Origin of the sequence: Streptomyces sp. Ncost-T10-10d (assembly GCF_900091955.1) — a bacterium.
Classification (GTDB): Bacteria; Actinomycetota; Actinomycetes; order Streptomycetales; family Streptomycetaceae; genus Streptomyces.
In genome coordinates, this window is record NZ_FMDF01000171.1 from 1 (window position 1) to 11,412 (window position 11,412).

Here is an 11,412-nt window from a genome sequence, read left to right on the forward strand (position 1 = left end):
TTAAACGCCAAGCTTGGACGTCGGCCCAGAAGTCCGGGGCCAGGCGGGCCAGGACGTCACCATAGGCGTCCGCGGCGGGTTTGGCCCTGTCCAGCGGCAGGTGGCCGATGGCCGGGTACCCGTCCACCGGGCGCGGTATGCCGGGAAAGCCGTCCGGCAGCCCGCCGAAGAGGTATTCGCCGGGCAGCAGGTCGCCCGGCACACCCAGGCGGCGCAGCTCCTGGTCGACCAGGCCGAAGAGCGTGGGGGGATCCGCGTAGGTGCCCAGGGTGTAAGGGTCGCAGGCGTTGTGGTCAATAACGATCTGCAGTGCGGCGTGATAGGCGTTTCCCGCGCGCTCGGCCTTCGAGGACGTGTGCCCGGCCAGGAGGTGGTCGAGCGCTTCCGGGACGGTCAGACCCCATTCGACGTCCTGGTGGTCGGGACCGGTCTGCCGCGCACGGGCGGAGTTCCGCATGTTCTCAAGGCGGTATTGCTGATCTGCGGTCAGGTTGCCGTTGCTGCCCAGGAAGGCAAGGACGTCGGCCTGGTCGGCAGTGGAGTAGGAGATCCCGTGGCTCATGGCGCCATGGTGCCAAGGACGACTGACACCCCGCCGGACGGCGCCGTCCCCATCGGCCCGCGCCTACCTGCGCGACCCGCTCCGCGCCCCGAACCGGTGTGGGAAGTCGACCTCCCCAGCAGAGAACGCGAACATCTCCACAGCGCCACCATGGCCGAGGCCCGGCTCCTCTTCTGCGTCTGCGCCGAACTGCGCTACCGCGACGCGGCGATCGTCCGTACCAGGAACGTCTGGCGGTGTGGCTCTGACGGCAGGGTGCAGCAACACCGCAGGAGATCACGCGGTGGGCGGGTGGCACCCTTGCGCAGTGACCTCGCCGGGGCCGGGCCTGCCGCCCTCATCGGTGTTGGCACGGCGCAGCCACTTCGACAGCGTGATCGGGTGGACGCCGAAGTCGGCGGCGATCTGTTCCAGCGTGACGCCGGGTTCACGGTTGCGCGCGACCCGCACGACGTCCTCGCGGAACTCCTTCGGATACGGCTTGGGCACTGCAACATCCTTCCAGGCCGCCTCTCAGCAAGCCAGGTCAGGTGTCACTTATCCGTGCAGCAGTCCCCACGGCGAGGTGCCCGATCATGGCAGTGGCAAGACGACGAAGAACAACCATCCACTGGCTGCGCTCGCTGCCCTCGTAGGGGCGACGCTGCCGTCATCAGCAGGTCTTGTGGTACGGGACGTCGGGGATATGGGTCTTCCACTCCCTCTCGGTCAGGCCGCCCGACATGGCGCACAGCTCATGGACGAGCTGGGTAGGCGAGACCATGTGGGTCCGGAACACTCCGTCGTCATCCAGGGTGACGAGGGTGGAGTCGTCGCGGGTGAAGGTCGTCAGCTGGGGCGAGATGGCCGACATTCAGGGCCACCCCCTGGGGGCTCAGAGTCTGCGGGTTAAGAAAGGTCAAGTTGCTCTGTTCGCTGGTCGGGTTGCTGTAGGCCGATTCACTGTCGGGGCAGAAGCCGTCGAGGTGCAAGTCCGGGGTGCCGCGGACGAGGATCTTGCCGGACGGGACGGCCACCGTCCCCAGGAGGGAGCTGACGGTCACGGCTTTCCCATCCGGCCGGAACGTCACCGTCGAAGAGAAGTCGAACATGCCAGCTTTGAGAGTGAAGGCCTTCTTCCGGATCAGCGGGCCGCGCCGCCGACGGGGCCGCGATGGTCGGACGGTCCAGGGGTGAGGCGTCGAGACCGAACGCCTCACTGAGTTCTCCGGTGGTCGTCGGCCCCTGTACCCGGATACGGCACAGCAGGACGTAGTAGGCACTGCGTTCCAGGACGGCACCCTTGCGCCGTCCGCCCCGCTGGTTCAGGAAGGTATGACGACTCAAGCAGCATCTGCTCGTGCCCGACATCCCGTGTCGCGCCGGACATCGTCCCCTGCCGCCTCTGCATCCGTCGCCGGGGGGCATCCGCCGCTCATCCCCGCCATGCGCCAGGGCAACGGCGGCCGGGAAGCCGCCTCCGCGATTGTCGAGCACGACAAGTCGGCGGTCGGAACCTGAAGAAACACATCTCCTGGGTCCACCACGGCCGGGAGGTACTCTGCCCGAGTGATGGAGCACACCCGGCCGGACGCGCGGCGCCCTGCGAACCAAGGGCCGAAGGCCGCCGCCCGCAACCGGGCCGCCCTGATCACCGCCGCCCGGGTGATCTACGCGGAGCACGGTCTGAATGCGCCGCTGTCCGCCATCGCCCGCCGGGCCGGGGTCGGACAGGGCGTCCTGTACCGGCACTTCCCCGACCGGACCGCACTGGTGAAGGCAGTCCTGGAGGAGAACGTGCGGCAGGTCGAGCAGGCGGCCGAGGCCGAAACCGCGACCTTCGCCGACCTCCTCGGGGTGTTGACGTGGCACCTCACGGAATCAGCGGCCTTCATCGGCCTCCTCCACCGTGACCAGGCGGGCGGCCGCTCCGGTTTCCGGGAGCAGGCGTCGGCCCTGTCCGAGCGGGTCCAGCACAGCCTGCGGGCACACCTGCCGCAGGACCACCGGCTGAACGAGGACGACCTGGAACTCGCGGTCGCCATGGTCTCCGCCGCCGTCACTGGCCCCACTCGTGAGGAACGGGAGCGCCAGGCGCGGGCCGCCTGGCGGCTGCTCGACGTCGAGGTGGGACCGGTGCACCCCTTCGAAGGGTGAACGCAGCGAGGATCAGCCGCCGTTGGACTGCCGGATGCCCTTCGCGAGCGCCTCGAAGGTGTACAGGTACCCGCCTGCGGGCCCACTGACGGTCATGTACGCCTTCGTTCCGCCGGGCGTGATGGCCACGTTCGTCGCCGACTCCAGACCCTCACTCCGCCCTGGCAGTTCGACCGTGCCCAGGTGCTCACCGTACCGGTCGTACACCGCCATCGCCGGCCGGCCGTGCAGCCCCTGGTAGAGGTTGCCGTCCGCGTCCACGGTGATCGAGTCCGTCTGGGCGATCCCGCCATCGACGCGGATCGCCGTGTGCCGGGATGTCACCCTGCCGTCCCTGTCCAGGCGCAGGTAGGAGATCCGGTTCTCGGTGAGCTCGCTGAACCACAGCCCGCGGTAATCCGCATCGAACGAGATCCCATTCGGCGCGGCCAGCCCCCCTGCCAGCACGGTGGCCTTCGTGCCGTCGCGACTGATGCGCACCACGCGTCCGTGCGCCTCGCCCTCGAACAGGCCCCGTGAGTCGCTGACGTACAGGTTGCCCTCCTGGTCGAAGGCGAGGTCGTCGGGGTTCATCCGCGCCCCGTCGATCTCGCCGGAGAAGAAAGTCCGCACATCGGTGCCGTCCGAGGCCAGGCTCACCACCTCGCCGTGGGCGAAGTCGGTGAGATAGAGGCGATCGTCGTACGGGCTGAACTGGGCCGAGGTGTAAGCCGCTTGCCCCTCAGACCGCACCGACCGGAACGTCTTGTTCTCGACGTTGACACGAATCACCTTGGGCTTGCCTTCGGGCGCGGTGACGTCGACGACCAACAGACGGCCGTCCTCGTCGAAGACCGGCCCCTCCAGCAGGGTCATCCCGGACTCCTCATGCGGCTGAGTCAGCTGCATGAGCTTGTGTGCGCGGATCGTCCTGCCTTCCCCGGAGGAAGGCGCCCGGTCGCCGGGTGCGCCCGCCTCCGTGCCACATCCGGTCAGAATCAGCGCGCCAACCGCGACAAGCACCGCCAGGGGTCGAATCGGGAGTTGTTGCATGAGAGATCACTCTTCCTGTCCGTTGTGTGCGAGCACCGCCTTCCGAACAGATCGCAGTCGCCCCGAGGGCGAAAGCACGATGGCCGGATTTCACAGTACGCACGCACCTCCTACCGGACAGCGCTGTCCGGTAGTTGTTACCGTAGCGGTCCGGCCGCTCGCTCCGCAGCGGCCCAACCTGCGGGAGCGAAGGCTCACATGACACCCCGTCATAAACCGAACCACAAAGAACTCGCCGCGCTGAGGCGGCGGTACCACGTCGAACGGGAACGCCGCGTACGCCCCGACGGCAGCAGCCAGTACCAGGGCACCGAGGCCGAGTTCGGCTACTACGCAGCTGATCCGTACATTAAGGGGCCGACCAAGCGCGAGGCCTTCCACGACACTGTCGAAGTAGCCGTGATCGGAGGCGGATTCGGCGGCATCCTCGCCGGAGCGCGACTGCGGCAACAAGGTGTGGAGCGCGTCCGGATCATCGAGAAGGGCGGCGACTTCGGCGGCACCTGGTACTGGAACCGGTACCCGGGCGTCCACTGCGACATCGAGTCGCACGTCTACCTGCCGATGCTCGACGAGACCGGTTACGTACCGGAGTGGAAGTACGCGCCCGGCCAGGAGATCCGCCGCCACGCGATGAGGATCGCCCGGAAGTTCAACCTCTACCCCGATGCCCTGTTCTCCACCAGTGTGACGTCGCTGACCTGGGACGAGGCGTCCGAGACGTGGGCCGTCGCGACCGACCGCGGCGACATGATCCGGGCCGCGTACGTGATCAACGCCACCGGCACCCTCACCAACCCCAAGCTCCCCGGGATACCCGGCGTCGAGGACTTCAAGGGACACACGTTCCACACCTCCCGCTGGGACTACGCCTACACCGGCGGAACCCCGGAAGGCGGCATGATCGGCCTCGCGGACAAGAGGGTCGGCGTCGTCGGCACCGGAGCCACCGGCGTCCAGGTCATCCCGAAACTGGCACAGGACGCCGCGCACCTCTACGTCTTCCAGCGCACACCCTCCACCGTGGACGTACGCGCCAACCGCCGCACCACCGCGCGGGACGTCGGCGCCGACCGCAGCGGCTGGGCACACGAACGCCGCGAGAACTACCTGCGCATCGTCTCCGGTGAACCGGAGGAGCAGGACCTCGTCGCCGACCAGTGGACCGCCTCGGCAGGCCTCCTGGAGAAACTGCTGCCGAGCTTCCGCCGCCACGGCGACCGGAAAGCGTTCGAAGCCGCCTATGAGGCCGCCGATGCCGCCAAGATGAACGAGCTCCGTTCCCGCGTCGAGCAGACCGTCACCGCCCCGGACACGGCGGAGAAGCTCAAGCCCTGGTACCGGTATGCCTGCAAGCGGCCCACCTTCTCCGACACTTACTACGCCGCGTTCAATCGCGACAACGTCACCCTGATCGACACCGCCGACACCCATGGCATCGAGCGCATCACCGAACGCGGTGTCGTAGTGGACAACAACATCCTCGAAATCGACTGCCTGATCTTCGCCACAGGATTCTTCGTCGGTTCCTCAGGAATCCACTCTGGGAAACTCCCCGTCCACGGCCGGAGCGGCACCCAACTACTGCACACCTGGGCACAGCACGGCCCGCGCACCCTGCACGGCTTCCCGAACCTGATCCAGATGGGATCCTTCCAGAACGCCAGCAGCGTCAACTTCACCCACATCCTGGACGAACAGGCGACCCACGCCGCAGCCCTCGTCGCGGCAGCCGAAGCCGCGAACGCACTCGTCGAACCGTCTCCCGATACCGAGGACGCCTGGATAGCCCTCCTGGCCAAGGACGCGCCCGACCACGAGTGGTTCCACGCTGAGTGCACGCCTGGCTACTACAACCGCGAAGGACTCGGCCGGCCGAACGGCCCAACCGCCTACCCGCACGGCGCCGTCGCCTTCCACCAACTTCTGGCGGACTGGCGCAAGGGGTCCATGGACGAGGTCCTCCGGCCCAGAACCGCGACGCGCCCTTGACCCGGGCCAGGCACGCGGCGCGCCGGGTGCCGCCGTCGGCCAGCCACCACCGGGAACCGGTGCGCCGAGGGCAGGTGGGCCAGGGCGGAGGCCTTGCGTGCACGGATCGAAGTGGATCCTGGCGCACCGGTCACGCGTGACACCGATGAAGCCCCGCCAGGCATGTTCGATCGTGAACTGTACGTCGGGGAAGAACAGGCGAAGACGTTTGCTCAGCGTGCGCACGGTACGGCTGTCCACTGCACCCTGGCCGGGAGTGCTGGAATTGAAGGTATAGGGGTGCCGCGGCCGCCGGTGGCGATGTGGCCGCCCTCGGCGCGCTGTGCGTGGATGAAGGCGTGCGCACCGTCGTCCAGGCATTCACACCCTCGCCGGCGGTACGCCGCCTCGCCGCCGACGCCGACGCCGTGATCACCAGCGCCTCCCCGGGCGACCAGTACAGCGGGACCGCCGGCATCAACTTCTCCGAGGCAGCCATCGAGGGCCTGCGCGAAGGCGGCACCTTCATCCACACCAGCGGCATCTGGGTCTACGGCAACAGCGACCAGATCACCGAGGAGTCAACGTTCGACGCCTCCACCATCGTGGCCTGGCACCCCGAGGCCGACGCCCGGCTCCTCGCCGCCCCCGGCGTCCGCTCCACGCTCATCGAGCCCGCCATCGTGTACGGCTACGGCAAGGGCATTCCCAACGTCGTCACCGCCGCCGAACAGACCGGCGACGCACCAGTCCTCCAGTTGGTGGGCCCGGGCACCCAGCACTGGACCACGGTCCACGTCGACGACCTCGCCGAGCTGTACGTGGCCGTCCTCGAACGCTGCGAGGCCGGCCACCGCTACGTGGGGGCCAGCGGCGTCAACCCGACCGTGCGCGAGCTGGGTGAGGCGGCCAGCCGCCGTCGCGGCCTCGAAGGCCGTGTCGCGCCCGAGACGGCTGCCGCGACGACAGAGCGGCTCGGGGCCTTCGGTGAAGCGCTTCTGCTCGACCAGCCGGCATCCGGGCAGAAGGCGCGCGAGGTCCTGGGCTGGAAGCCCTCCCGCCCTTCGCTCGTCGAGGAGATCGCAGCCGGCCACTACGACCAGCCCTGAGCGACGACGGTCACGTGAAGCACACCCCAGCTACAGGCGACGCCTGCGGCTGGGGTTTCGCACATCTCCTTGCGGTCCCACCAGGAAGGCAGCGCCATGACAGTTCTCGACTCGCCGATCCTGCGGTTCCACCTCGCCATGCCCGTCGACGACCTGACCTCCGCCCGCCAGTTCTACGGTGCCGTACTGGGACTGGAAGAGGGCCGCAGCGCGGAGACTTGGGTGGACTGGAACCTGCACGGGCACCAGTTCGTCACCCATCTCGCCGCGGAGCGCGCAGCAAGGGCAGTTCCCCATGCCGATCGAGCTGGAAGTAAAGGTCCCTGTGAAGGACCTCTACCAGGCGGTCCGGTTGTCGGTCATGGTCGGAGGCTCCCGCTGGAAGCCGGATGCCCGGGCCCCGCACCATCGAGTTCCGCCCGGATCGGACGGCCATCGACACCGAAACCGGAAGGCGTCTCGAGCAGCAGTACTCACACCTGCTGTGACGTCTCCAACGTCGGGTTCGACCGACGGAAGCTGACACACCAACGCGCAGAAGGCCGGACCCCGAAGAACCGGGAGCCGGCCTTCTGCGTACCCCCCGGCGCCCTGCCCTGGGCTTCGGCTGCCTCGTCGGCGGCCGAAGCCCTCACAGGCCGCCCGGCCTCAGCACCTCCCGGCCCCCGCAGCACCCTGCGGACGATCCCAGCTTCGTCATCCTGCCCCGCCGTCGCGGCCGGGCTCGCCCTCCTCCCCGCGTTCGCGACGCGCGGCCTGACCCTGCGCCGCCCCGTCGCCCGCCCCGCCCGTCTGGCGAAGGTCACCGTCCGGCCCGCGATCCATGTCCTGGTGCCGGTCCCGGCCGCGCCCGCTGACCAGCACCCGCACAACGGCTGCCCCTTCCGGGACTGATCTCCGGTCGCTCCGCCTGGTCCTCGCCCATCCCGACGCGTGTGGGCGAGGACCGGGCAGACACCTCAGAGCTTTAAGAGCTCGCGCAGATAGGCGGGTGTGGCGTCCAGGCAGTGAGGCGGGCACAGGTGTCCGTGATCATGGAATTGCGACGCTCTGTGATCACCGGGGAGGCCTGTGCCCGTTCTTCCGGCAAGCTGACCGACCTGCGGATCAATTCGCGGCGCTGCTGCCCGAGCGTCCCGCGGTCGATCCGGCCCCAGCCGCTGGTGAGCGCCGTAGGGTTAGCGGCCGATCTTATCGAGCTCGGCGAGATCGTCGTCGGACAGCGGGAGTCCCGCGCCGGCGACGTTCTCGCGCAGGTGTGCCACCGATGAGGTGCCGGGGATCAGCAGGATGTTCGGCGACCGCTGCAGCAGCCAGGCCAGGGCGACCGACATGGGCGTCGCGTCCAACCGGGCGGCTACGGCCGTGAGTGCCGAGGACTGCAGCGGGCTGAAGCCGCCGAGGGGGAAGAAGGGCACGTAGGCGATGCCCTGCTCTGCGAGCTCGTCGATCAGGTCGTCGTCGTGGCGGTGGGCGAGGTTGTACATGTTCTGCACGCACACGATCGGCGCGATCGAGCGTGCCTCGGCGACCTGTTCCGCCGTCGCGTTGCTCACGCCGAGGTGCCGGATGAGGCCCTGCCGCTGGAGGTCGACGAGCGCCCCGAACGCCTCCGCGAGCGAACCGGGCACGGGGCCCTGGGCGTCGCCGAGCCGAAGGTTGACCACGTCCAGCGTGTCGAGGCCGAGGTTCTCGAGGTTCTCGGTGACGGCCCGGCGCAGCTCTTCAGGCTTGCGTGCCGGGGGCCAGCCTCCCTCCTCGTCGCGGGTCGCGCCGACCTTGGTCACGATGTGCAGCGAGTCGGAGTACGGGTGCAGCGCTTCGCGGATCAGCTGGTTGGTGATGTGCGGCCCGTAGGCGTCGGCGGTGTCGATGTGGGTGATGCCGAGGCCGACGGCCTCGCAGAGAACGGCGAGTGCGCCCTCGCGGTCGGCGGGCGGACCCATGACCCAGGGGCCGGCGAGCTGCATGGCGCCGTAGCCGAACCGGGTGACGGTCAGGTCGCCCAGGGTCCAGGCGCCGCCGGGAAGCGAGGCGGAGGGGGTGCTCATGGTGTGCCTTTCGTGTGGAGCCAGGGGATGGTGCCTAGCGGCGCCTTGCACCACTATTGGTGCGTAGATTCTTATTGGGAAGTAGGCACTTCGAGGTGCGTAGGGCACCCACGGGTGAGAGGAATGGTCCATGGCGACGATGACGGCAGCTCAGCAAAGGGCACAGGCCAAGGTGGAGTACGACGCCTTCGTGGCGGCCTGCCCCAGTCGCAAGCTGCTCGACCGGATCTCGGACAAGTGGGTCGCGCTGATCCTGGCCGCGCTCGGCAGCGACAGCGCGCATCAGCCCGGCGCCGACTGCGCCGGCGGGCCCCGGATGATGCGCTACTCAGAGCTGCAGCGCCTCTTGGCCGGCGTCAGCCAGAAGATGCTCACCCAGACGCTGCGCTCCCTGGAGCGCGACGGCCTGGTGTCCCGCACCGTGGTGCCGACCGTGCCGGTCACGGTGTCCTACGAGCTGACCGATCTCGGCCTGTCGCTGTACGAGATGATGCGCGGCCTCAAGGCATGGGCCGAGGTTCACATGGACGACGTGCTGGCCAACCGCGAGACCTACGACACCCGCGGCGCCTGAACCACACCAAGGTTGCCGATCAGCGGGAATAGTCTGCGTGTAAGAGGCCGGGCAGATGGACGGGTGGTCACGGGCGTCGTTTGGGGCGGTGGTCCCAGCGGTGGGTGGTCCAGGCCCGGCGGATCAGGCTACGAACGGCGGTGATCGTGTCCGCGAGGTCGAAGAAGGCGTTGGCGACAGTCGCACGGCGCTCGTAGCAACAGGCAAGTCGGTGGAAGGCGTTCTGCCAGGCGTGCGTGCGCTCGACGTGCCACCGCTCGCCGGCCTGGATCGGCGCCTTCTCGCCCTTGTGCGCGATGCGACCGTGCAGGCCTGGAAGGATCAGAAGTACCGTTCCCGAGACAGCGGCACGGAGCGAGGTGTCCCGCCCCATGACAGCAGTGCTCCTCGCATGCACCGCCCCACGGCAGTCACCTCTCCCCCACCCAAGGCCCGGACAGCGAGAACACCCCGGCCTGACATACCGTCACTGACACCCACCCACCGACACCAAACCGGCACATCGCAACGTGCCGCTGCCGTTGTCCGGGCGGGGCTACCTCCAGCTGCTGCCGGTGTGCTGGTGCGCCATCACCGGCCGCGGCATCCACCGGGGAGACGTACGCCAGGAACTCGGCGTCCACCTCGCGGCCGACGGCGCGCAGTTCGCCTAGCTAAGAACCTACGCGGATAGGCGGGTTGGGGATCCCTGTAGCGAGAACCGGGACTGCTCTCGATAATCATGGAGTGGTGACTTTCCGTGATCACTGAGGGGGGTTTGTGCCTGTTCTGCCTTCGTGGCTGAGTCAGCCGTTGTGGGAGCAGTTCGCGACGTTGCTGCCGAAGCGGCCGGTCTTCGATCCGGGGCATCCGCTGGGCTGTCACCGGCGCCGTGTCGGTGACCGGGTCGTCTTCGACAAGCTGCTGCAACTCCTGCGGTTCGGCTGCTCCTACCAGGCGATAGCGGATGCGGCCTGTTCGGCCACGACGATCCGGGCCCGCCGGGATGAGTGGATCCGGTTGGGCGCGTTCGCCTGGCTGAAACAGCTCGCGCTGGAGGCGTACGACCGGATGGTCGGGCTGGTTCTGGACGAGATCGCCGTCGACGGATGCATCACCAAGGCGCCTGGGGGTGGTGAGGTCGCGGGGCGCTCGCCGGTCGACCGGGCAAGCAAGGGCTGAAACGCTCCGGCCTGGTGGACGGATACGGCATCCCTCTCGGCCGCATCCTGGCCGGGGCCAACCACCACGACTCACCCCTGCTCGCCTCGACCTTGGACCTGCTGACCGCCCTCGGACCGCTGCGCGACGGCATCACCGTGCACCTTGACGCCGGCTACGACAGTGCCGTCACTCGCACCCTGCTCGGCGAACGTCGCCTGCACGGGCAGATCGCCCGCAAAGGTGAGAAGGCGCCGATCCAGGCCGGCGGGCGGTGGCATGTGGAACGCACTCTGGCAGAACGCATTCCACCGTCTCGCCCGCTGCCACGAGCGTCGTGCAAAGGTTATTGACGCGCTCTTCGACCTTGCCGATGCGATCATCACCGTCCGCAGCCTTATCCGCCGGGTGTGGACCACGCACCGCTGGCACACCCGACCCCGCAACCGCCTTTGAACAGCTGATGCCGACACGCCCCCGGGCTTCGGCCTCCGCGTGGCAGGTGCCCAGGGGTATGTCGTGTGTGGGGCTGGTCAGGAGGGGGCCAGGACTGCCACCTCACAGCCGAACCCCACCACCAGTCGGCCATCCGAGGTGACGGCCACGGCGTGCACCGCTGCGGGAAACACCAATTCCGGTCCGACCTGCTGACTGGTAGCAAGGTCCCACACCCGCACCGTCTTGTTGTCGCTACCGGTGACGGCGACCAAGCGGCTCTCCACCACGCCCGTCGCCACCGCCAACACCCGGTCGGTGTGGCCAGTGATGGGCTCGCCCACGGGCCGGCCAGTGGCCAGGTCCCACACCCGTACCATCCCCATCATCGCTGCCGGTGAC

11 protein-coding genes and 3 pseudogenes are annotated in these 11,412 nt (G+C 68.5%); 7 read left to right on the forward strand and 7 right to left on the reverse strand.

All coding sequences use genetic code 11. The features are described 5' to 3' along the window. From GA0115254_RS31200 to GA0115254_RS31210, 3 genes are all read right to left on the reverse strand, one after another. Positions 1–562 (reverse strand): DUF7691 family protein (locus GA0115254_RS31200; RefSeq protein WP_093898628.1); only part of this gene is annotated, 562 nt, incomplete at its 3' end. A gap of 276 nt (positions 563–838) precedes the next feature. After that, entirely contained in the window at positions 839–1,051 is a 213-nt protein-coding gene (locus GA0115254_RS31205; RefSeq protein WP_093898629.1) for a transposase, read from the reverse strand. A 163-nt stretch (positions 1,052–1,214) separates the two neighbouring features. Then, a complete protein-coding gene (locus GA0115254_RS31210; protein WP_093898630.1) occupies positions 1,215–1,415 on the reverse strand; it encodes a hypothetical protein in 201 nt (66 codons plus the stop codon). A 698-nt stretch (positions 1,416–2,113) separates the two neighbouring features. On the opposite strand from GA0115254_RS31210, the gene GA0115254_RS31220 reads away from it, so the two are divergent. Then, positions 2,114–2,698 carry a TetR/AcrR family transcriptional regulator gene (locus GA0115254_RS31220; protein ID WP_093898631.1) on the forward strand — a complete coding sequence of 195 codons (585 nt, stop codon included), beginning with the start codon at positions 2,114–2,116 and terminating at the stop codon, positions 2,696–2,698. A gap of 12 nt (positions 2,699–2,710) precedes the next feature. Here GA0115254_RS31220 and GA0115254_RS31225 read toward each other — a convergent pair whose 3' ends face one another. Then, entirely contained in the window at positions 2,711–3,730 is a 1,020-nt protein-coding gene (locus GA0115254_RS31225) for an SMP-30/gluconolactonase/LRE family protein (RefSeq protein WP_093898632.1), read from the reverse strand. A gap of 198 nt (positions 3,731–3,928) precedes the next feature. On the opposite strand from GA0115254_RS31225, the gene GA0115254_RS31230 reads away from it, so the two are divergent. The 3 genes and pseudogenes from GA0115254_RS31230 to GA0115254_RS47275 form a co-directional block, all read left to right on the forward strand. After that, positions 3,929–5,722, forward strand: coding sequence for a flavin-containing monooxygenase (locus tag GA0115254_RS31230; RefSeq protein WP_093898633.1), 1,794 nt, complete (start codon positions 3,929–3,931; stop codon positions 5,720–5,722). A gap of 338 nt (positions 5,723–6,060) precedes the next feature. Continuing rightward, positions 6,061–6,810, forward strand: a complete 750-nt coding sequence (locus GA0115254_RS31235; protein ID WP_218105593.1) for an NAD-dependent epimerase/dehydratase family protein — start codon at positions 6,061–6,063, stop codon at positions 6,808–6,810. A gap of 96 nt (positions 6,811–6,906) precedes the next feature. Beyond that, positions 6,907–7,095: pseudogene (locus GA0115254_RS47275) on the forward strand (glyoxalase); the annotation flags it as partial. Positions 7,096–7,988: 893 nt separating this feature from the next. On the opposite strand, the gene GA0115254_RS31245 reads toward GA0115254_RS47275, so the two are convergent. Then, positions 7,989–8,861 carry an aldo/keto reductase family oxidoreductase gene (locus GA0115254_RS31245; protein ID WP_093898635.1) on the reverse strand — a complete coding sequence of 291 codons (873 nt, stop codon included), beginning with the start codon at positions 8,859–8,861 and terminating at the stop codon, positions 7,989–7,991. A gap of 130 nt (positions 8,862–8,991) precedes the next feature. Between GA0115254_RS31245 and GA0115254_RS31250 the strand changes: the two genes are divergently transcribed. Then, entirely contained in the window at positions 8,992–9,435 is a 444-nt protein-coding gene (locus GA0115254_RS31250; RefSeq protein WP_093898636.1) for a winged helix-turn-helix transcriptional regulator, read from the forward strand. A gap of 67 nt (positions 9,436–9,502) precedes the next feature. Here the strand turns inward: GA0115254_RS31250 and GA0115254_RS31255 are convergent. Beyond that, positions 9,503–9,748, reverse strand: a pseudogene (locus GA0115254_RS31255) (IS5/IS1182 family transposase); the annotation flags it as partial. Positions 9,749–9,944: 196 nt separating this feature from the next. On the opposite strand from GA0115254_RS31255, the gene GA0115254_RS44830 reads away from it, so the two are divergent. Beyond that, positions 9,945–10,088, forward strand: a complete 144-nt coding sequence (locus GA0115254_RS44830; RefSeq protein ID WP_176740374.1) for a hypothetical protein — start codon at positions 9,945–9,947, stop codon at positions 10,086–10,088. Positions 10,089–10,194: 106 nt separating this feature from the next. Then, positions 10,195–11,031: pseudogene (locus tag GA0115254_RS31260) on the forward strand (IS5 family transposase). Positions 11,032–11,108: 77 nt separating this feature from the next. On the opposite strand, the gene GA0115254_RS31265 reads toward GA0115254_RS31260, so the two are convergent. Next, positions 11,109–11,412 (reverse strand): WD40 repeat domain-containing protein (locus GA0115254_RS31265; RefSeq protein WP_370740972.1); only part of this gene is annotated, 304 nt, incomplete at its 5' end.